General features: G+C 70.7%; 14 protein-coding genes. 7 read left to right on the top strand and 7 right to left on the bottom strand.

All coding sequences use genetic code 11. From position 1 onward, the window contains the following. Positions 1 to 24: 24 nt before the first annotated feature. Together ACFWI9_RS09280 and rpsA are read right to left on the bottom strand one after the other, a co-directional pair. Positions 25 to 963 (bottom strand): PAC2 family protein, encoded by a 939-nt coding sequence (locus ACFWI9_RS09280; RefSeq protein WP_387160218.1) that lies wholly within the window; start codon positions 961 to 963, stop codon positions 25 to 27. A gap of 311 nt (positions 964 to 1,274) precedes the next feature. After that, positions 1,275 to 2,768 (bottom strand): 30S ribosomal protein S1, encoded by a 1,494-nt coding sequence (gene rpsA, locus ACFWI9_RS09275; protein WP_338676048.1) that lies wholly within the window; start codon positions 2,766 to 2,768, stop codon positions 1,275 to 1,277. Between the two features lie 396 nt (positions 2,769 to 3,164). On the opposite strand from rpsA, the gene ACFWI9_RS09270 reads away from it, so the two are divergent. Continuing rightward, positions 3,165 to 4,022 carry a class I SAM-dependent methyltransferase gene (locus tag ACFWI9_RS09270; RefSeq protein ID WP_387160171.1) on the top strand — a complete coding sequence of 286 codons (858 nt, stop codon included), beginning with the start codon at positions 3,165 to 3,167 and terminating at the stop codon, positions 4,020 to 4,022. Then, on the top strand, positions 4,019 to 6,559 hold the full coding sequence (gene hrpB, locus ACFWI9_RS09265; RefSeq protein ID WP_387160169.1) for an ATP-dependent helicase HrpB: 2,541 nt from the start codon (positions 4,019 to 4,021) through the stop codon (positions 6,557 to 6,559). The genes ACFWI9_RS09270 and hrpB overlap by 4 nt, the downstream gene beginning before the upstream one ends. Here the strand turns inward: hrpB and ACFWI9_RS09260 are convergent. The 3 genes from ACFWI9_RS09260 to ACFWI9_RS09250 all read right to left on the bottom strand — a co-directional run bounded on the left by ACFWI9_RS09260 (position 6,549) and on the right by ACFWI9_RS09250 (position 9,655). After that, the gene (locus tag ACFWI9_RS09260; protein WP_387160167.1) at positions 6,549 to 7,541 is read right to left on the bottom strand and encodes a DUF3068 domain-containing protein; all 993 of its coding nucleotides are present in this window, start codon (positions 7,539 to 7,541) and stop codon (positions 6,549 to 6,551) included. The two genes, hrpB and ACFWI9_RS09260, sit on opposite strands and share 11 nt — an antisense overlap. A gap of 18 nt (positions 7,542 to 7,559) precedes the next feature. Beyond that, positions 7,560 to 7,697, bottom strand: coding sequence for an SPW_0924 family protein (locus ACFWI9_RS09255; protein ID WP_387160166.1), 138 nt, complete (start codon positions 7,695 to 7,697; stop codon positions 7,560 to 7,562). 170 nt (positions 7,698 to 7,867) lie between these two features. Beyond that, positions 7,868 to 9,655, bottom strand: coding sequence for a lytic transglycosylase domain-containing protein (locus ACFWI9_RS09250; RefSeq protein WP_387160164.1), 1,788 nt, complete (start codon positions 9,653 to 9,655; stop codon positions 7,868 to 7,870). Positions 9,656 to 9,949: 294 nt separating this feature from the next. On the opposite strand from ACFWI9_RS09250, the gene ACFWI9_RS09245 reads away from it, so the two are divergent. Beyond that, on the top strand, positions 9,950 to 10,807 hold the full coding sequence (locus tag ACFWI9_RS09245) for a DUF4184 family protein (RefSeq protein WP_387160162.1): 858 nt from the start codon (positions 9,950 to 9,952) through the stop codon (positions 10,805 to 10,807). 66 nt (positions 10,808 to 10,873) lie between these two features. On the opposite strand, the gene polA is transcribed toward ACFWI9_RS09245, so the two are convergent. Then, complete coding sequence (gene polA / locus ACFWI9_RS09240; RefSeq protein WP_387160160.1) at positions 10,874 to 13,585, bottom strand: DNA polymerase I; 2,712 nt, start codon at positions 13,583 to 13,585, stop codon at positions 10,874 to 10,876. A 223-nt stretch (positions 13,586 to 13,808) separates the two neighbouring features. Between polA and ACFWI9_RS09235 the strand changes: the two genes are divergently transcribed. Together ACFWI9_RS09235 and ACFWI9_RS09230 are read left to right on the top strand one after the other, a co-directional pair. Further along, the gene (locus ACFWI9_RS09235) at positions 13,809 to 16,088 is read left to right on the top strand and encodes an FdhF/YdeP family oxidoreductase (RefSeq protein WP_387160158.1); all 2,280 of its coding nucleotides are present in this window, start codon (positions 13,809 to 13,811) and stop codon (positions 16,086 to 16,088) included. A 107-nt stretch (positions 16,089 to 16,195) separates the two neighbouring features. Next, positions 16,196 to 16,687, top strand: a complete 492-nt coding sequence (locus tag ACFWI9_RS09230) for a PaaI family thioesterase (RefSeq protein ID WP_387160156.1) — start codon at positions 16,196 to 16,198, stop codon at positions 16,685 to 16,687. A gap of 247 nt (positions 16,688 to 16,934) precedes the next feature. Here ACFWI9_RS09230 and ACFWI9_RS09225 read toward each other — a convergent pair whose 3' ends face one another. Further along, complete coding sequence (locus ACFWI9_RS09225; protein WP_387160217.1) at positions 16,935 to 18,968, bottom strand: Xaa-Pro dipeptidyl-peptidase; 2,034 nt, start codon at positions 18,966 to 18,968, stop codon at positions 16,935 to 16,937. Positions 18,969 to 19,124: 156 nt separating this feature from the next. Between ACFWI9_RS09225 and ACFWI9_RS09220 the strand changes: the two genes are divergently transcribed. Both ACFWI9_RS09220 and ACFWI9_RS09215 read left to right on the top strand, forming a co-directional pair. Continuing rightward, positions 19,125 to 19,547 (top strand): hypothetical protein, encoded by a 423-nt coding sequence (locus tag ACFWI9_RS09220; protein WP_387160155.1) that lies wholly within the window; start codon positions 19,125 to 19,127, stop codon positions 19,545 to 19,547. A 530-nt stretch (positions 19,548 to 20,077) separates the two neighbouring features. Continuing rightward, positions 20,078 to 21,313: an ABC transporter substrate-binding protein gene (locus ACFWI9_RS09215; RefSeq protein ID WP_387160153.1), complete on the top strand. Its 1,236-nt coding sequence runs from the start codon at positions 20,078 to 20,080 to the stop codon at positions 21,311 to 21,313. The last annotated feature ends 57 nt before the right edge of the window (positions 21,314 to 21,370 follow it).

The following is a 21,370-nucleotide window of genomic DNA, read 5'->3' as shown; positions in this document are numbered from 1 at the left end:
AGCTTAGGGGTCCGGTCCCCGCGGCTACGCGTCGCCCTCCCGCTCGGCCAGGAACCGCTCGAACTCGCGGCCGATCTCGTCCGCTGACGGGAGGTCCACCGGTTCGGCGACCAGACTGCCGCGCGTCTCGGCTCCGGCGATCGCGTCGTACTGGTGCTCAAGCCCGCGCACCAGGGTCACCAGTTCCTCGTCGCCTTCCCCGATCTGCCGCTCGATCGCGGTCTGGGTGCGCTGCGCCTCCGCGCGCAGCGTATGCGCGACACTCGGCAGCACCAGTCCCGTCGCGGCGGTGATGGCCTCGACAGCCGTGAGCGCCGCGTCGGGGTAGGCGGAACGGGCGAGGTAGTGCGGTACGTGGGCGGCGATGCCGAGGACGTCGTGGCCCCACTCCATCAACCGGTACTCGACCAGCGCCTCCGCGCTGCCCGGTACCTGTGCCTCGTCAAAGGGGCTGCGGTGACCGGGGGTCAGGTCGACGCGGTTGCCGTGCGGGGTGAGGCCGACGGGGCGGGTGTGAGGCACGCCCATGGGGATGCCGTGGAAGTTCACCGAGAGCCGCACTCCGAGGCGCTCCACGATCTGCCGGACCGCGGCGGCGAACCGCTCCCACTCGACATCCGGCTCGGGCCCGGAGAGCAGCAGGAACGGGGCGCCCGTGGCGTCCTGGACCAGCCGTACCTCCAGGGCGGGCGCTTCAAAGCCCGCCCAGCGGTCGCGCCGGAAGGTGAGGAGCGGGCGACGGGCGCGGTAGTCCACGAGCCGGTCGTGGTCGAAGCGGGCCACCACCTGGTGCGGCAGCGAGCCCAGCAGTGAGCCCACGATCTGCTGGCCGGCCTCCCCCGCGTCGATGTAGCCGTCGAAGTGGTACAGCATCACCAGCCCCGACGACTCCTGGGCCAGCGCCATATCGACCACCGCGAGCCCCTTGGGGTCCCATTCGTACAAACCCTGCGGATCAAGCACCACCGTTAACGCCCCTCTTCCGATTGCCCGTTACAACATCACGGACAGGGCGGTCATTCCCGGGGCAGCAAGGGCCACCGATCGCGCGGGACCGCGCGGCGGGCCCACTCCGTGCCGCGGGGCGACGGGGCTGGGCCCCGGCGGGCGAAGAGGCCCCAGGCACCAGACTGCCGTGCCCCGCCCTTCGGGCGGACGGCGCTGTGCGGCAGACACGACCGGGGGCGACCACACAGCCGAAGGCCCGCCCCCGGAAAGGGGGCGGGCCTCGGTGGTGCTATCGCCTAGCGGCTAGCGTCCGGCTTCGAGCCTTGTCAGCTCTGGCCGCCGGCCAGCTTCTCGCGGAGCGCGGCGAGGGCCTCGTCCGACGCCAGGGCGCCGGAGTTGTCGTCCGACTCCGAGGAGTAGGAACCACCCTGAGGCGCGGCGGCCGGAGCGGCGGCGCCGCCCTCGGCAGCGGCGGCCTCGTCGGCCTCGCGGGACTTGATGACCTGCGCCTGGTGCTGCTCGAAGCGCTGCTGCGCCTCGGCGTACTGGCGCTCCCACTCCTCGCGCTGCTTCTCGAAACCGTCGAGCCAGTCGTTGGTCTCGGGGTCGAAGCCCTCGGGGTAGATGTAGTTGCCCTGGTCGTCGTAGGACGCGGCCATGCCGTACAGGGTCGGGTCGAACTCGACCGACGCCGGGTCGGCACCGAAGGACTCGTTGGCCTGCTTCAGGGACAGCGAGATCCGGCGACGCTCGAGGTCGATGTCGATGACCTTGACGAAGATCTCGTCGTTGACCTGGACGACCTGCTCCGGGATCTCCACGTGGCGCTCGGCCAGCTCGGAGATGTGGACCAGACCCTCGATGCCCTCGTCCACGCGGACGAACGCACCGAACGGAACCAGCTTGGTGACCTTACCCGGGACGACCTGACCGATCTGGTGCGTACGGGCGAACTGCTGCCACGGGTCCTCCTGCGTCGCCTTCAGCGACAGGGAGACACGCTCGCGGTCCATGTCGACGTCGAGAACCTCGACGGTGACTTCCTGGCCGACCTCGACAACCTCGGACGGGTGGTCGATGTGCTTCCAGGACAGCTCGGAGACGTGGACCAGACCGTCGACGCCACCCAGGTCCACGAAGGCACCGAAGTTGACGATCGAGGAGACGACGCCGGAGCGGACCTGACCCTTCTGGAGGGTGGTGAGGAACGTCTGGCGGACCTCGGACTGGGTCTGCTCCAGCCAGGCACGGCGGGACAGGACCACGTTGTTGCGGTTCTTGTCCAGCTCGATGATCTTGGCCTCGAGCTCCTTGCCGACGTACGGCTGGAGGTCGCGGACACGGCGCATCTCGACCAGGGAGGCCGGGAGGAAGCCGCGCAGGCCGATGTCGAGGATGAGACCACCCTTGACGACCTCGATGACGGTACCGGTGACGATGCCGTCCTCTTCCTTGATCTTCTCGATGGTGCCCCAGGCGCGCTCGTACTGGGCGCGCTTCTTCGAGAGGATCAGGCGGCCTTCCTTGTCCTCCTTCTGGAGAACCAGGGCCTCGATCTCGTCACCGACCTTGACGACCTCGTTCGGGTCGACGTCGTGCTTGATCGAGAGCTCGCGGCTCGGGATGACACCTTCGGTCTTGTAACCGATGTCGAGCAGGACCTCGTCCCGGTCGACCTTCACGATGACGCCGTCGACGATGTCGCCGTCGTTGAAGTACTTGATCGTCTCGTCGATCGCGGCGAGGAAGGCTTCCTCGTTACCGATGTCGTTGACCGCAACCTGCGGGGTGGTGGCGGTGGTCTCGGTGCTGCTCGTCATGTGGGAAAGGGCTCCGGTACGGACATTGAAGTCGTAGGTACTGCTACGCCGTGAGCCCGTATCGCAGCTGAAGAAGCCGGACAGCCTAGGAAGCGCCAACCTGAGAGGAATGGCGCCTCGACAACCGAGGGGACATACAACAGATGCGAGCGCGGCCTGCTCGGTCTGAGGCGCGCAAGCCCGCAGCGCAACCTTTAGCATAAGGGCGCGGCAGGGCATGGTCAATGCGCGAAGGCCACCACCGGGGGTGGATCGACCCATACCCGGCACAACTAAGGTTTGCCGAGGCCACGATGGCCCGCGCCGCGCGCGTCGCGCGACACGACTGCCGTCCGCGACCGCCCGCGACCATCGCCGCGCCACTCAGGACTCCAGCAACGTACAACGACGGGCGAGATGATCCAAGAGGACGAACACGAGTACGAGCCGCAGGCCGTACGGCGCACCGCGGGCGACGCGGAGAGCAGCCGGGCCAGCCGTGGCTGGTGGGACCGCAACGCGGACGAGTACCAGATGGAGCACGGCTCGTTCCTGGGCGACGACCGGTTCGTCTGGGGCCCGGAGGGACTCGACGAGGCCGAGGCCGGGTTGCTCGGCCCGGCGGAGTCGCTGAAGGACCTGGACGTGCTGGAGATCGGCGCGGGCGCGGCCCAGTGCTCGCGCTGGCTGGCGGCGCGGGGGGCGCGCCCGGTGGCGCTCGACCTCTCGCACCGGCAGCTCCAGCACGCCCTGCGGATCGGCGCCGGCTTCCCGCTGGTGGAGGCCGACGCGGGGGCGCTGCCCTTCGCCGACGGCTCCTTCGGGCTGGTGTGCTCGGCGTACGGGGCGGTGCCGTTCGTCGCGGACCCGGTGCAGGTGTTCCGCGAGGTGCGCCGGGTGCTGCGGGCCGGCGGGCGCTGGGTCTTCTCGGTGACCCATCCGGTCCGCTGGGCCTTCCCGGACGAGCCGGGCCCGGAAGGCCTGAGTGTGGCCGCCTCGTACTTCGACCGCACCCCCTATGTCGAGCAGGACGAGCAGGGCCGCGCCGTCTATGTGGAGCACCACCGCACGGTCGGCGACTGGGTGCGCGCGCTGGTCGCCGGGGGCTTCCGGCTGCTGGACCTGGTGGAGCCCGAGTGGCCGGAGTGGAACGGTCAGGAGTGGGGCGGCTGGTCTCCGCTGCGCGGGCATCTGATCCCTGGTACGGCGATCTTCGTCTGCGAGCGGGACGGCGGTGAAAGGCCCGCGGACGAGCGCGGAGAGCCGACGGCGTGAGCCCCGAGGAGGCCCTGGCCAGGCTGCCCGTACGGACCGCCCAGCGCGCGCTCGAGCGCGCGCTGGAAGCGCACGGTGCGGCGGTGCTCTGCGCGCCGCCCGGGACCGGTAAGACGACCTTCGTACCGCTGGCCCTGGCCGGAGTGTTCCGGGACGGCGCGGCGCACGGGGGCGGGGCCGGCCGGGTCCTGGTCGCCGAGCCGCGCCGGATCGCGGCGCGGGCCGCGGCGCGACGCATGGCGTGGCTGCTCGGGGAGCGGGTCGGCGGGCGGGTCGGGTTCACGGTGCGCGGCGAACGTGTCGTCGGGCCGGGGACCGTGGTCGAGGTGGTCACCACCGGTGTGCTGCTCCAGCGGCTCCAGCGGGACCAGGAGCTGTCCGGGGTCGGCACGGTGATCCTGGACGAGTGCCATGAGCGGCATCTGGACGCGGACACCGCGGCGGCCTTCCTGCTCGACGTACGCGCGGCCCTGCGCCCCGAGCTGCGTCTGGTGGCGGCCTCCGCGACCACGGACGCCGCCGGCTGGGCGCGGCTGCTCGGCGACGCGCCGGTGGTGGAGGCCGAGGGGTCCGCCCATCCGGTGGAGGTGGTCTGGGCTCCCCCGGCCGGGCCGGTGCGCCCGCCGCACGGGATGCGGGTGGATCCGGCGCTGCTGGCGCATGCGGCGTCGGTGGTACGCGGGGCGCTGTCCCGCCACACCGGTGACGTGCTCTGCTTCCTCCCCGGTGCGGGGGAGCTCGCGCGGGTCGCCGGGCTGCTGTCGGACGCGGACGCCGAGGTGCTCCAGGTGCACGGGCGGGCTCCGTCGGCGGTGCAGGACGCGGTGCTGTCGCCCTCAGCGGGGCGGGGCCGCCGGGTGGTGCTGGCCACGGCGGTGGCCGAGTCCTCGCTGACCGTGCCGGGGGTGCGGGTGGTGGTGGACTCGGGGCTCGCGCGCGAGCCCCGGATGGACCACGCCCGGGGCATCGGTTCCCTGACCACCGTGCGGGCCTCGCAGGCGGCGGCGCGTCAGCGTGCGGGGCGGGCGGGGCGTGAGGCGCCCGGCACCGTCTACCGCTGCTGGTCAGAGGCGGAGGACGTCCGGCTGTCCCGGTTCCCCGCGCCTGAGATCCAGCTCGCGGATCTGACCTCGTTCGCCCTCCAGACGGCATGCTGGGGTGACCCTTCGGCTTCCGGGCTCGCGCTGCTGGATGCCCCACCGGAGGGGGCGATGGCCGCCGCCCGCGCGGTGCTCGCCGCGATCGGCGCGGTGGACGCGTCGGGGCGGGCCACGGACCGGGGTGCGCGGCTGGCCCGGCTCGGGGTCCATCCACGGCTGGCCCGCGCGCTGGTGGACGGGGCCGCCGAGGTGGGTACGCGGCGGGCGGCCGAGGTGGTGGCGCTGCTGAGCGAGGAGCCGCCCCGGGAGTACGGGGACGATCTGGCCGCGGCGTGGCGCACGGCCCGGCGGGGCGGTGACGCGTACGGGGCGCGTTGGCGGGCGGAGGCGGGGCGACTGGCTCGTTCGCTGGGCGAGGCGGCGGCCGGGGGGACGGGCACCGCCGAGGCCCGCGCAGGTGCCGCCCACGTCGCGGACGACACCGTCGCCGGGTTCGTCACGGCGCTCGCCTTTCCCGAGCGGGTGGCGCGGGGTCGCGGGGAGCGGGCGTTCCTGATGGCCTCCGGGACGGGCGCGGAGCTCGGGGACGGTTCAGGGCTGCGCGGTGCGCCCTGGCTGGCGGTGGCCGTCGCGGACCGGCCCGCGCACGCCGCGTCGGCCCGGGTACGGCTGGCCGCGGCCATCGACGAGGAGACGGCCCGTACCGCCGCCGCACATCTGCTCACCGGCGGCGAGGAGGTGCACTGGGAGGACGGCGACCTCGTGGCCCGGCAGGTGCTGCGGCTGGGCGCGGTCGAGCTGCTCGTACGGCCGTTGCGGGAACCCCCGGCGGCTCTCGTACGGGACGCGCTGCTGGAGGGCCTGCGACGGGAGGGCCTCGGGCTGCTGGACTGGTCGCGGGAGGCGGCGGCGCTCAGGCAGCGGCTCGCGTTCCTGCACCGGGTCCTGGGGGCGCCGTGGCCCGCGGTGGCCGATGACGGGGCGTTGCTGGACCGGGCCGGTGAGTGGCTGGAGCCGGAGCTGTCCCGGGCCCGTCGGCGCGTGGATCTGGGGCGTATCGATGCCGGACAGGCGCTCCGGCGGCTGCTGCCGTGGGTCGGCGGGGATGCCGCACGGCTGGATGAGCTCGCGCCCGAGCGGATCGAGGTGCCGAGCGGATCGCGGGTCCGGGTCGACTACTCGGGTGAGCAGCCGGTGCTCGCAGTGAAGCTCCAGGAGCTGTTCGGGCTGTCGGCGACGCCTGTCGTCGCGGGGGTGCCGGTGCTGGTGCACCTGCTGTCGCCGGCCGGGCGGCCGGCTGCCGTCACGGCCGACCTCGCGTCGTTCTGGCGCGACGGCTACCGGGCCGTGCGGGCGGAGTTGCGCGGCCGGTATCCGAGGCACCCGTGGCCCGAGGACCCGTCCACGGCGGAGGCGACCCGCGGGGTCAAGCGCTGACGGGTTCGCGGTCGGGCCGCGGCGGAGGCCGGTCGGCCGGTCGGCGTGAGCGCGACTCCAGCCAGAGGGAGAGTGCGAGCAGCAGGAGCGCCAGGGTGGCGAAGGCCCACGGCAGGTACGAGACCAGCAGCAGCATGGTCGTGCGGTTGGACGCGACCAGGTCCACCGTGTGATCGAGGTAGTCCTCGCGTATCTTCACGTGGCCCGAGAACACGGTGACCCTGTCCCGGCCGCCCAGCAGGGAGCCGCCGCGCAGTTCCTCGGTGTGTATCTCCTCGCCGTTGACGGGGGCGCCGGTGAGCGGCTCGATCCAGAACATCCGCTTGGTGGTGTACCAGCGGGTGGTGCCGGTCTGCTTCTCCAGCGTGGTGGCGTCGATGCCCGGGAGCGGCATCTTCTTGGGGTACGGGACCTTGGTCCAGGGGATGGTCTGCTCGAAGTAGTAGACCTCCAGGCCGCGGAAGTCGCGGGTGCCCTTGTAGTGGATGGGCGCCGAGGTGCGGGTCTGGGCGTCGAAGTACTCGTAGTCCCGTTTCTCGGTGAGGAAGGGCCATTTGAACTCGATGCCCTCGCGGCGCACCGCGTCGCCGTCGACCGACTCCCCGGTGGCGTGCACAGGAGCCTGGGTGTGGGCGTCGAAGATATAGCGCTCGGGGATCTGGGAGACCATCGAACCGTCGGGGCCCTGGACATAGGACAGGGCGTCCCAGACGACGACATCGCGTCCGGCGTCCCGCTCGATCTTCTCGGACTCCTCGACGTTGCCCTTGAGGGTCTGCACGATGGTGACCTTGTCGACCTGCTCGGCCTCCATGGTGTCGTATCTCAGCAGCGTCGCGGGCTTCGCCTCCAGCACCATCTCCTGGTACTGCGAGGGCGGGATCTTCACCAGTCTCGGGAAGGCGTACCAGCGCAGCACGGGCGCCAGGGCACCGAAGAACACGGCGAGGGCGAGCAGGACCAGGCTGGCGCGGCGGCGCATGGCGGCGGCTCCTTCCGTCTACTGCTTGGGGCCGGGGACGGTGGTCAGGAGCGGCCTGGGGGACGTCTCCCCCGGCGGTACGTCGAGGACCGCGATGAGCAGCATGACGAGCAGCACCGCGGCCAGGCCGATGGCGGCGGCGACGAGGGCGCGCATGGCCGTCCTCCCGGTCTGATCTGATGTTGCGTCAGAAACGCCGAAGTCCGGGCACCGTAGCAACGCGGCCGTGAGAAGAGAACAGCTCGCACCGCACGACAACGGCACCGCCCCTTCGCCGGGGTGCGGTGAAGGGGCGGTGGGCGGGTGCGGCTGTACCGAGCGGGGGGTCAGTCCCGGCGTTCGGCTGCCACGGCCGGTTCGGTGGCGCCGACAACCGGCTCGGTGCCGTCAACCGGTTCCGCGCCGACAACCGGCGCGGACGTGACCTTCAGTTCGAGGGTGAGCGACCCCCCGCCCTCGGTCGTGAGGCGCAGCAGGAACGTGCCCTCGGCGTCGTCCGCGTAGATCTTCGGAAGGACGAGCAGGCCGTTCTCGTCGGTCTTCAGCTCGGTGAGGCCGCGAACGGGCTTGCCGTCGGCGTCCTTGAAGTAAGGGCCGTCGGTGTTCTCGGTGGGGTCGTCAGCGTCAGTGATCATGGTGGCGGTCACGGCCACACGGTCAGCGGCCGCTCCCTTCAGCGTGGCCTTGACCTCGATCTCCTCGGCGAACTCCGCTCCGGCCGCGGCCGTCAGCGCCTTGTCACCGGTGCGCTCGAGCGCGTCGGCCCGACGACCGGTGACGGACGCGAGGTAGTCGACGCCAGGCAGATCGCGGCCGTTGACGGTAGCGCGGACGGTGAATTCCCCGGTCTTCTCGCCGGCGGTCAGGGCGGGCGCGATGGCGATGCCGTCGTCCCCGGTGGCGACCAGGACCTTCGTACGTCCCTTGGTGAAGCGGGCGTCGGTGTCACCGACGATCTCGAAGGCGATCTCGGCCTTGCCGACCGCGGCTCCGGCACGGTTCTTCGCACGCGCCTTGACGCGCTCGCCGAACTCCTCGCCCGCCGTGGCCGCGAGCGTACCGCTGACCGCGTCCTCGATACGGGCGACGGTCTCGGTGGGCGTCGGAGCAGTCGTGTCGTCGCCGGGTTCGGGCTTCGACGGGGTGCTGGGTGCGGTCGGGGTGGTGGGCTCGGCCGGGGTGGCGGGCGCGGCCGGCGGCTTGGGGGCGGCGGGCTTGACGGGCGCGGGCTTCGCGGGCGCCGGGGCCACGGGGGCGGGCCGGGCGGGGCCCGGAGTGACATCGGTGTCGTCGCTGCGGTCGACCGGCAGCACGCCCGTGCCGTCCGGGACCTCGTGGGTGCCGCGGTTGTAGAAGTCGAACCAGGAGAGAACCGTGCGCAGGTACTCCCGCGAGTGGTTGTAACTGAGGATCGCCCGTTCCAGACCGGCCGACTGCGACAGGTCCCGGCCGTCGGCGCACAGGTACTTCCCCGCGGCGAGTGCGGCGTCGTAGATGTTGTTCGGGTCCTTGGCGCCGTCCCCGTTGCCGTCCTGGCCCCAGCCGGCCCAGGTGGACGGGATGAACTGCATCGGTCCGACCGCCCGGTCGTGGGTGCGGTCACCGTCGTACGCGCCGTCGTCGGTGTCGGAGATGTTGGCGAAGCCCACCCCGTTGAGCACCGGACCGAGTATCGGCGAGGTCGTCGTGCCGTCGGCGCCCACCCGGCCGCCGCTCGCGTGTCCGGACTCCACCTTGCCGATCGCGGCGAGCAACTGCCAGGGCAGACGGCAGGCAGGGTCGGCGGACTTCAGGGAGGCTTCGGCCCGCTTGTAGGCGTCGAGCACGGTGGCCGGAATACCGGCTTCGGCCGGGCCGGTCACCACCGGGGTCTGCGGAGTCACGCCTGGCTTGTTCGGGGTGTTGAGCGGTGGCAGGTCCGTGTAGTAAGGGGAGTCGCCCGTGGCCGTGCTCGCGGGCGGGGTGTCGTTGGTCCCCGCCGAGTTGCCGTCAGTGCCCGCCGCGGCCGACGTGACACCCGGCGCCTGCGACGCGGAGAGTGCGGCGACCGCGGCCGCCGCCACGGCCGTGCTGGTCGCTCCCCTGCGCAGCCGACGGCCGAATTGCGCTGCCATACGTGTGTTTCCTCCCCCTCGGCGGACTTCCGCGCTCCCCGCGCGCCACGCCAAGACCCTACGGCAATGCGGAACCCCCAGACACCGGATACCCGGCCGCTCTCGCGGGTTGTTCACCCCTCGGTCATCCGGGGTGAGGAAACCTGAAGAGATCAGGCGGAGATGAGGAAGAACTCGGCATGCGGGATGCGCCCGTCCGCAGGTCGGACGATCAGGGTCACGCATACTGGTGATATTTACCGGGTGACACTTCCGGGTCACGTGGCCCGCGACCTGCCTGACTGGGGTACTTCAATGCCGTTCACACTCAGCCATGCGGCGGCGGTGCTGCCGGGCATCAGGAGAGACGGCTCGACGCGTGGCCCATTGACCGCATCGGCGCTGATCGCGGGTTCGTTCGCGCCCGACATGACGTATTTCGCGGCGAGTCTGCACCCCGACGCGATGTTCTTCGGGGACGTGACACACAGCGTCAAGGGCGTGCTGACGGTCGATGTGGTGATCACCGCGGCGCTGGTGGGGCTGTGGCTGCTGGTCCGCGATCCCCTGGTGGCGTTGCTGCCGCGCGGCCGGCAGGGACAGGTGAATGCGCTGCTGTGCGGGCCCGCCCGGGCGCGGCGGTCGCCCGCAGCGAGGATGTCCCTCTTCTATGTCTCGGCCGTGCTCGGCGCGGCCACCCATGTGGTGTGGGACTCCTTCACCCACTTCGACCGCTGGGGGGTGCGGGCGGTACCGGCACTGAGCGAGCCGGTCGCCGGATTCCCCCTCTATACGTACACGCAGTACGGCAGTTCGGCGGTGGCGCTGGTCGTCGTCGCCTGGTTCACCGTCTCGGCGCTGCGCGGGGTGCCCGGACAGCTTCCGGTGCCGGCGGGGCTGCCGCTGCTCAGCGGCGGGGAACGGTTGACCGCCGGGGTGCTGATCGCGGTGTGCGTGCTGGCCGGGATGGCGCACCGCTGTCTGCGCTTCTACTGGTACTGGGGCCGGATCGACACACCTATGGACATCATCCCGACCGCCTGCTTCGGGGCGGGCACGGGGCTGGTGGCGGGGGTCGTGCTCTACGCCCTGGCGGTACGGCTCCGCCCACGCCGGACAGCCGCGGCCGACCCCCGCGAGAACGTTCCCGCGGACGGCGCGAGCGTGAGCTGAGCGGCACGTCGAGAGCGGGGAGGACCCGGGCCGGGCAGGCCACCAGCCCGCCCGGCCTCGTGGGCCTCAGTGCGCCGCCGACTCCCAGTCCGGGCCGACGCCCACCGAGACGTCCAGCGGTGCCCTCAGTTCGACCGCGGTCGACATCTCGTGGCGCACGATCTCCTCGACCCGCTCACGCTCGCCAGGGGCGAGTTCCAGGACGATTTCATCGTGGACCTGGAGCAGCATGCGCGAGTCGAGGCCCGCCGCTCGCAGGGCCGTGTCGACGCGCACCATGGCCAGCTTGACGATGTCCGCCGCTGTGCCCTGGATCGGCGCGTTCAGCGCCATCCGCTCGGCGGCTTCGCGGCGCTGGCGGTTGTCGCTGTTGAGGTCGGGCAGATAGCGGCGGCGGCCCAGCATCGTGGCCGTGTAGCCGGTGGCCCGGGCCTCGTCCACGACCCGGCGCAGATAGTCGCGGACCCCGCCGAAGCGCTCGAAGTACGTGTCCATCAGCACCCGCGCTTCGGCCGCCTCGATGTTCAGCTGCTGGGACAGGCCGAACGCCGAGAGACCGTACGCCAGTCCGTAGGACATCGCCTTGATCTTGCGGCGCATCTCGGCGTCGACAGCCGACCGCTCGACCCCGAACACCTGGGAGGCGACCGTGGTGTGCAGGTCCTCGCCCGAGGTGAACGCCTCGATCAGGTCCTCGTCCTCCGACAGATGGGCCATCACGCGCAGCTCGATCTGGCTGTAGTCGGCGGTCATCAGGGCCTCGAAGCCCTCACCGACCACGAATCCGCGCCGGATCGCCCGGCCCTCGTCGGTGCGCACCGGCACGTTCTGGAGGTTGGGGTCGGTTGACGAGAGCCGTCCGGTGGCAGCCACGGTCTGGCTGAAGGTGGTGTGGATCCGGTCGTCCGCGGCGATGGTCTTGATCAGGCCCTCGACGGTCGAACGCAGCCGCGCCTGCTCACGGTGGCGCAGCATGATCACCGGCAGCTCGTGCTCGGTCTGGGAGGCCAGCCAGGCCAGCGCGTCCGCGTCCGTGGTGTAGCCGGTCTTGGTCTTCTTCGTCTTGGGCAGGTTCAGCTCACCGAACAGCACTTCCTGGAGCTGCTTGGGGGAGCCGAGGTTGAACTCATGGCCGACCGCCGCGTGGGCCTCCTTGACGGCCTGCTGCACGGCTCCTGCGAACTGCTGCTCCATCGCCTCCAGGTGGGCCCGGTCGGCGGCGATGCCATGCCGCTCCATCCGGGCCAGCAGCAGGGACGTCGGCAGCTCCACATCGTGGAGCAGGTCCGCCGCGCCCACCTCGGCCAGCTTCTCGCCGAATGCCTCGCCGAGGTCGAGGACGGCCCGGGCCTGCGCCATCAGGGCGTCCGCCTCGGCCTGCTCGTCGGTGCCGAAGGCGAGCTGGCCGTCCGCGGCGGCCGGGGCGAGCTCGCGGTGCAAATACTCCACGGACAGGGTGTCCAGCGCGAAGGAGCGGCGGCCCGGCTTGACGAGATAGGCGGCGAGCGCGGTGTCCATCGTCACGCCCTGGAGGTCCCAGCCGTGCTCGGGGAAGACCCGCAGCGCCTCCTTGGCGCTGTGCATCACCTTCGGGCGGGCCGGGTCGGCGATCCAGGCGGCGAAGGCGCGCTCGTCGGCCTCGTCCAGCTTGGTGGTGTCGAACCAGGCGGCACTGCCGGTCGCGGCGGCCAGGGCGATCTCGCTGACGCTGCCGACCCCCAGGGCCCAGCTCGCGACCGTGGCCACCCCGAGCGGCTGCCCGCCGTGGGTCTCCAGCCATGGGGCCAGCTCACCGGTGCCCAGCACGCTGCCGTCGAGCTCCACCCCGGCGGCCGGGGCGGGGGCCTCTTCCTCCTCGGCGCCCGGGTCGACCGCGAGCAGCCGCTCCCGCAGGCTGGGGTTGCGGATCTCCAGGACCTCCAGGAATCCCTTCAGCGCCGTCCTGTCGTACGGAGCGCGCTCCAGGTCGGCGACGGTCCTGGGCAGCTCGACGTCGCGGACCATCTCGGTCAGTCGGCGGTTGAGCTTGACGGCTTCCAGATGGTCGCGGAGTGCCTGGCCCACCTTGCCCCTGACCTCGTCGGCGCGCTCCACCAGCTCCGCGAACGAACCGAACTGGTTGATCCACTTCGTGGCGGTCTTTTCACCGACGCCGGGGATGCCCGGCAGGTTGTCCGACGGGTCGCCGCGCAGAGCGGCGAAGTCCGGGTACTGGCGCGGCGAGAGCCCGTACTTCTCCTCGACCTTCTCCGGGGTGAAGCGGGTGAGCTCGGAGACGCCCTTGGTCGGGTAGAGCACCGTGACATGGTCGGTGACCAACTGGAACGAGTCCCGGTCACCGGTGACGATCAGCACCTCGAAGCCCGCGGCCTCCGCCTGGGTGGCGAGGGTCGCGATGATGTCGTCGGCTTCGAAGCCGTCCACCGCGAAGCGCACCGCGTTCATGGTGTCGAGCAGTTCGCCGATCAGCTCGACCTGCCCCTTGAACTCGTCCGGGGTCTTGGAGCGGTTCGCCTTGTACTCGGGGAAGTCCTCGGAGCGCCAGGTCTTCCGGGACACGTCGAAGGCGACGGCGAAATGCGTAGGCGCCTCGTCGCGCAGGGTGTTCGCCAGCATGGACGCGAAGCCGTAGATGGCGTTGGTCGTCTGGCCGCTCGCCGTGGTGAAGTTCTCCGCGGGCAGCGCGAAGAACGCCCGGTACGCCAGGGAGTGCCCGTCCATGAGGAGCAGGCGCGGGCGGGTTTCGTCTGGGGTCTTCTTCGATGCTGTCTCTGCCACGAACACGATCCTCCCACGGAGCACTGACAACGCTTCCCGCGACGGTCGGCGGGGCCACGGGGCCGGGCCGTGCCGGCGAAGACCGGCCCAGGCCCGTCCCGAGACCAGCCGGGACCGGCCGGGGCCGCGCCTGCGGCCGACCGAAGCCGACCGGGTCACAGCCGCCGTCGCGTGACAGGATCTATAGCGAAGTAGACTCATTCCGCGCTCGAGGAGGAGCACGATGGCCAGCAAGCCGCCCTCCGGCGACCCGGTTCAGGACGCGCCCGAAGTGGCAGCGCCCCAGCATGCCGCTGCCGGGCTGCCCGCCGTGGGGCACACGCTGAGGATGGCGCAGCGGCAGATGGGGATGGCACGCACGGCCAGGACCCTGCTCAAGGTGAACCAGAAGGACGGCTTCGACTGCCCCGGCTGCGCCTGGCCCGAAGCCGACAAGCGGCATGTGGCGGAGTTCTGCGAGAACGGCGCGAAGGCGGTCGCCGAGGAGGCGACGCTGCGCCGGGTGACGCCCGGATTCTTCACCGCGCATCCGGTGTCCGTGCTGGAGCGGCGCAGCGGGTACTGGCTGGGTCAGCAGGGCCGTATCACCGAGCCCGTGTATCTGCCCGAGGGAGCCGACCACTACGAGCCGGTGACCTGGGAGCGGGCGTTCGCGATCATCGCCGAGGAGCTGACGGCCCTCGCGTCCCCGGACGAGGCGCTGTTCTACACCTCGGGCCGCACCAGCAACGAGGCGGCTTTCCTGCTCCAGCTGTTCGCCCGCGAGTTCGGCACGAACAATCTGCCCGACTGCTCCAACATGTGCCATGAGTCGTCGGGCTCGGCGCTGACCGAGACCCTGGGCGTGGGTAAGGGAAGCGTCTCGCTGGAGGATCTGCACCAGGCCGATCTGATCATCGTCGCGGGCCAGAACCCTGGCACGAACCATCCGCGGATGCTGTCCGCGCTGGAGAAGGCCAAGGAGTCCGGAGCGCGGATCATCTCGGTGAACCCGCTGCCGGAAGCCGGTATGGAGCGGTTCAAGAACCCGCAGACCGCGAAGGGTCTGCTGAAGGGCGCCGCGCTGAACGATCTGTTCCTCCAGATACGGATCGGCGGGGACCAGGCGCTCTTCCGTCTCCTCAACCGGCTGATCCTGGAGACCGACGGCGCGGTCGACGAGGATTTCGTACGGGAGCACACGCACGGTTTCGAGGAGTTCGCCGCCGCGGCCCGGGCCGCGGACTGGGACGAGACGCTCGCCGCGACCGGTCTGGAGCGCTCCGGGATCGAGCAAGCGCTGCGCATGGTGCTGGAGTCCGAGCGGACGATCGTCTGCTGGGCGATGGGGCTGACCCAGCACAAGCACTCCGTGGCCACCATCCGCGAGGTGGTCAACTTCCTGCTGCTGCGCGGGAACGTCGGCAGGCCGGGCGCGGGGGTCTGCCCGGTGCGCGGGCACTCCAATGTGCAGGGCGATCGCACGATGGGGATCTTCGAGCGGCCGTCGAACGCGTTCCTCGACGCCTTGGAGAAGGAGTTCGGCTTCGCACCGCCGCGCCACCACGGTATGGACGTGGTGCGTTCCATCCGGGCCCTGCGCGACGGAGAGGCGAAGGTGTTCTTCGCGATGGGCGGCAACTTCGTCGGAGCCACTCCGGACACGGAGGTCACGGAGGCCGCGATGCGGCGCGCCCGGCTGACGGTGCACGTGTCGACGAAGCTCAACCGCTCGCATGTGGTCACCGGTAGGCGGGCGCTGATCCTGCCGACCCTCGGCCGCACCGACAAGGACGTGCAGCGGAGCGGGAAGCAGTTCGTCACCGTCGAGGACTCCATGGGCATGGTGCACGCCTCCCGGGGCAATCTGCCGCCGGCGAGCGAGCACCTGCTGTCGGAGCCGGCGATCGTGGCGCGGCTGGCGCGGGCCGTGCTCGGTCGGGGATCGCGGACCCCGTGGGAGGGCTTCGAGCAGGACTACGCGGCAATCCGCGACCGGATCGCCCGGGTGGTCCCGGGTTTCGAGGACTTCAACCGGCGGATCGCCCGGCCGGGCGGTTTCACACTGCCGCACCTGCCAAGGGACGAGCGCCGCTTCCCCACCACCACGGGCAAGGCCAATTTCACTGCGGTGCCCGTCGAGTACCCCAGGCTCCCCGAAGGCCGGCTGCTGCTCCAGACCCTGCGCTCGCACGATCAGTACAACACCACGATCTACGGTCTCGACGACCGCTACCGCGGCATCAAGGGCGGTCGCCGCGTCGTGCTCGTGCATCCGGACGACGCCCGCGCGCTGGGCTTCGAGGACGGTGCGTATGCCGATCTGGTGAGCGAGTGGAAGGACGGCGTCGAGCGCAGGGCGCCCGGATTCCGGGTGGTGCACTACCCCACCGCGCGGGGCTGCGCCGCCGCGTACTACCCGGAGACCAACGTCCTGGTGCCGCTGGACTCCACCGCCGACACCAGTAACACCCCCGCGAGCAAGTCCGTGGTGGTCCGTCTGGAACAATCACCGACCACCTAAGCGTTTGCTCAGGCGGCTGGGGACAGCCGAAGGCAGACGTGTGAGTGGACGAAGTGACGGACGTCGGACGACACCGACGCCGTACGCAGACGAACGGAGCCGGGCCCATGGGCGAGCAGACCACCGTGAAGTTCCCGCAGGAAGTCATCGACGAGTACGCGGCGCTCGGCGTCGACCTGCCCGCCCTCTTCTCGGCGGGGCATCTCGGCAACCGCATGGGCGTCCGGATCGTCGAGGCCTCGGCGGAGCGCGTGGTGGGCACCATGCCGGTGGAGGGCAACACCCAGCCGTACGGGCTGCTGCACGGCGGCGCTTCCGCCGTGCTGGCCGAGACCCTCGGTTCGGTGGGCACCATGCTGCACGGCGGCATCTCCAAGATCGCCGTCGGTGTGGACCTGAACTGCACCCACCACCGGGGGGTGCGCTCCGGGATGGTCACCGGGGTGGCCACCCCGGTGCACCGGGGCCGCTCCACCGCCACCTACGAGATCGTGATCACCGACGAGCAGGACAAGCGGGTCTGCACGGCGCGGCTGACCTGCCTGCTCCGCGACGTCCGCCCCCAGGACGCGGAGAACGTCCGGGGAGCCGGCGCCTGATCCGCCCGGCCGCGTCCCGCGCCCTGGCACGCACAAGCGAGGACCGGTGTTCGCCGCGCGCGCCCGACGGCGAGGCACACGAGCCGGTATCCGCCCGGGCGGCCGCGCACCAGGGGTGTGGTGCGGGATCCGTACAGCGGCGGTGCCGCCCGGCTCGGCCGCCGGGATCGGCACCGATGCCGGGCCGGTGCGCCGGGGAGGCGGGCGGGCAGTGGAGTCGTACCCGCCCGCCCGGACACCGGGCTGGTCAGCGGGCCACTGGGAGGCTGATGCCGCTGAGTCCGGCCCGGACGGACAGTTGCGTCCCGGCCGGGTAGCGCAGGGTGTAGTGGTGGTCGGTCGAGATCAGCACCACTCCCAGCCGATGCCCCTTCTTGAAGACGTAGTCCTGCGGCTGCATGGCCCACTGAAGCCGGTACTCACGCCCTTCGACGACCTTGCTCTGGTGGGTCCGGGAGTAGCGGTTGCGGACGTCGAGCCAACCACGCGAGACAATCTTGAAGTCAGCGGTCTCGGTGCGGTGGACGGTCCGGTATGCGCAGCCGGTGTCGCCGGGGATGCCTTCGCCGTAGCAGACCTGCCGTGAGGTGTCCGGGACGGTGGCCGCGACGGCACGGGTGTCGGTGCCGTAGTCGACCAGCAGCGCCGTGAGATACGGGGACGTGCCGGTGAGCGAGGCGCGTACCGACAGCTCCGGGGTGCCGTTGAGCCGCAGATCGGCCCGCAGCGGGCCGGTGGTGTACGCGAGCCGGTCGGGACGGGCCGTGTCGGGGGCGGCGGCCAGTTGCTCGGCGGGGACGGTACGGCCCGCGTCGGTCATGGTCTGCCGTACGGGCCCTCCGGGGAGCGTCGAGAGTCCGTCGGCGTTCAGCCGCAGGGTGAGGTCGCGGGTGGAGCGCTCGGGCCACTCCTCCTGCTGCCTCCAGCTGAAGTCCGCCTGCTCGACATCGACGCGGGGTGCGCTGAGGACGCCGTTGCCGAGTCCGTACAGGAAGTGGTCGAACCACTGGTGCAGTTGGTTCAGCCACTCCTCCATTCGCAGCGGCATCGGGTTGACATGACCCGCCTGGTGTACCCAGAGCTTGCGGGGCACATGGTGCTTCCCGAGGGCCTCCCAGAGCTGCCCGAAGTGCTGGGTCTTCACGTTCCAGTCGTTGCCGCCGTGTACGACGAAGACCCCGGCCTTGATCTTGCGTACGTCCTTCAGATAGTCCCGCTCCTGCCAGAAGCGGCCGAAGTCGCCACTGACCCGGTCCTGTTCGGCGGTCAGCCGGTCGATCGCAGGCTTGCAGACCTCGCGGTCGGCGCGGGTGTAGACGTACTTGGCGAGCACATCGGCGTCCTCACCCTGATAGCCGCCGGGCGCCACGACTCCGCCGCCCGAGCGGTAGTAGTCATACCAGGAGGAGATCCCGGAGATCGGCACGATCGCCTTGAGCCCTTCGACCCCGGTGGTCGCGACGGCGGTCGGCAGGGTGCCGTTGTACGAGATGCCCATCATCGCCGCGTTCCCCGTGGACCAGTCGGCGCCGACGGGCCTGCCATCCGGGTCCCAGCCCTTGGCGCGGCCGTTCAGCCAGTCGACGGCGGCCTTGGCGCCTAGGGTCTCTTCGCGTCCGCCCGAGGCAGGGCAACCGGTGGAGCCACCGGTGCCGAGGCTGTCGACCTGGGCGACGGCGTAGCCGCGCGGCAGGAAGTAGTTGTCGGTGTAGCCGGACCAGACGACGGACGATCCGCGCGCGGCGAGGGCGGCGGAGCCCCCGGAAGTGCTCGCGAGGCCGGGAACCCGCTCCCCCGGTCCCGGCTGCCCGCCGACCGGGAGTCCGTCAGCGTCCACGTCGACGTTGTGGTACTGGACCTTGTTCCCGCCCGCCCAGTAGGGGCTGGCCTCGATGATCGTGGCGACCCTGAGCCCCTGGTCCGTCTCCCTGGGCCGCAGGATCCGCATGCGTACGGTGTCGCGGCGCCCGTCGCCGTCGCTGTCCACCTCCGTCTCGATGTCCACCTGCTGGTGGACGGCGTCGGCGCGGGAGAACACCGGCTGCGTCGCGCCATCGGCGATACCGAGCGCGGGGGTGGTCTCCGCGCGCGCAACGGGCGCGGAGAACGCCGTCAGCAGGGAGGCGGCGAGAGCCGCCGTGCCCCAACTGCGGGCCCTCCTCGCGAAAAACGCGAAACCCGTGGGAGTCACGGGAGTCATGGGACTTACGCGGCGTGCGAATCCGCCGAAACCGCTGAAACGGTGTCCCTTGGCCTTGCCTGTTCGGGTGGCTCTCGCCATCGTGCCTGCCTCCAGGGCCTGGGTTGGTGACGATTGCGCGGGACGCGCGGACATATTCCACCGCTCCCCCACCAACCGCACCAGACCACACAGGCGCCAACACCCCTTTTGGCTAAGTCCCCTTGCCCCGAACGCGTCAGTCCGTAGCGTGGAGCCATGGGGTTCTCGGCGCACTCACCGGCCCGGACCGCCGTCGGCGCGCTCCTGGTGACCGGCGCCCTCATGGCCGCGGTCGCCTGCTCGTCCACGGGCCAGACCGCCACCGGAACCGGTGGCACCTCCGGCTCCCCCACCGCCCCGACCCCGGACACCCCCGCGGAGATCTGCACCGGGCTGGTCACCTACTGGGTCGAGGAGGCACTCAAGGGAAACAAGTGGGCGGGGCTCGACTGGGAGCAGAAGGGCCTGTCCAATGAGCAACTCGTAATCCACGACGCAGTGTTGGCGGAAGCGCGCGCCGAGGAGAAGCGGAATGGCCGGACCGCGGCCGTGACATGGCTCAGGCGCGAGGTCAGCGCGCGATGCACGGCGCGGAACGGAGCCACCGGCAGCTCCGAGAACTGGCGCCTTACCCAGTGAGGGGTCCGGGAGGCGGCCGGCTCCTCCGCCGGTCTCCAGGCGGGAACGATCTACCGAAGAGCTGAGGCGGAACCTCGGGGGAAGGCCACAGGTGCTCGCGGGGCCGCCGAACAACTTTTCCCGAAGTTAACGCTGAGTAGCGATCGCCGGCCTGGGGAACCGGGCGGCGCGCGGCGCGGGACGGCCGCTGGACACCTCGGCGGGCAGCGGAGACGGCCCCATCCCGTCAGTACCAAGATATACCGATGCCCCTTAGCAGAACTGGGAGTTCTCACTATGTGAGAAACCGGCCGACGGCCGGAAACGCCCTATCTGCCTACACAGTGCCCACGCCCTCTCCCTCGTGGCATAACAAGACAGTCACATCCTGACCTACCCCGCTCCCAGAGTCCGCCGGCTGCGCTTAGAGTCACGCCCAGTCACCGCGCCGCCGGGAGCTTCCACGGGAATGGCATCGCCACACCCTTCAGCACGCCCGGCAACGGAAACGGCACCTCAACCATGAGGAGGCCGCCAGGAAAGGACACAGCGTGCGACACCGTTCCTTGCTCATTCTCACCGCCGTGGTCACCACGGGAGCACTCAGCCTCACCGCCTGCGGTTCGCGCGACGACGCCAACGGCGGCTCCAAGGACAGCGGCGACAAGACCACCGTGGTCATCGGCGTCGACGCCCCGCTGACCGGCTCGCTCTCCGCCCTGGGCATGGGCATCAAGAACTCCGTGGACCTGGCGGTCAAGACCGCCAACAAGAACAACGAGGTCCCCGGTGTCGAGTTCAAGATCGAGTCGCTCGACGACCAGGCCCAGCCGTCGTCCGGCCAGGCCAACGCCACCAAGCTGGTCGGCATGAAGGAAGTCCTCGGCGTCGTCGGCCCGCTGAACTCCGGCGTGGCCCAGTCCATGCAGGGCGTGTTCAACTCGGCGAACCTCACCCAGGTCTCCCCCGCCAACACCGGTCCCGCGCTGACCCAGGGCGACAACTGGGGCAAGGGCGAGAAGAAGCGTCCGTTCAAGACCTACTTCCGCACCGCCACCACCGACGCCATCCAGGGCAAGTTCGCCGCCCAGTACCTGTACAACGACGCCAAGAAGAAGAAGGTCTTCGTCGTCGACGACAAGCAGACCTACGGCGCCGGTCTGGCCGCGATCTTCTCCGCGGAGTTCGAGCGTCTCGGCGGCAAGGTCGTCGAGAGCGACCACATCACGGTGAAGGAGACCGACTTCTCCAGCACCGCTGACAAGGTCAAGTCCTCCGGCGCGGACTCGGTCTACTTCGGCGGCCAGTACCCCGAGGGCGGTCTGCTCGCCGACCAGATCAAGAAGGCCGGCGCCAAGGTCCCCGTGATGGGTGGCGACGGTCTCCTGGACCCGCAGTTCATCAAGGCCTCCGGTGTGGCCAACGAGGGTGACCTCGCCACCTCCATCGGATACCCGGTGGAGAAGCTGGAGACCGCCAAGAAGTTCATCGCGGACTACAAGGCCGAGGGCTACAAGGACCCGTACGCGGCCTACGGCGGCTACTCCTACGACGCTGCCTGGTCCATCATCCAGGCGGTCAAGGCGGTCGTCGCGGCGAACGGCAACAAGGTCCCGGAGGACGCCCGCGCCAAGGTCACCGAGGCGATGGGCAAGGTCTCCTTCGAGGGTGTGACCGGCGCGGTCGCCTTCGACGAGTTCGGCGACACCACGAACAAGCAGCTCACCGTCTACGTCGTCAAGAACGGCGAGTTCGTGGACGTCAAGAGCGAGACGTTCAAGGACTGACCCTCCACCGCAGCACCCTGCACCACCACATGATCCAGCCCGCGCGAGGGCGCAAAC

The organism is Streptomyces sp. NPDC127084, assembly GCF_042724175.1.
Taxonomy (GTDB): domain Bacteria; phylum Actinomycetota; class Actinomycetes; order Streptomycetales; family Streptomycetaceae; genus Streptomyces.
Note: the sequence above shows the minus strand (reverse complement) of the source record. Positions and strands in the feature narration are given on the sequence as shown.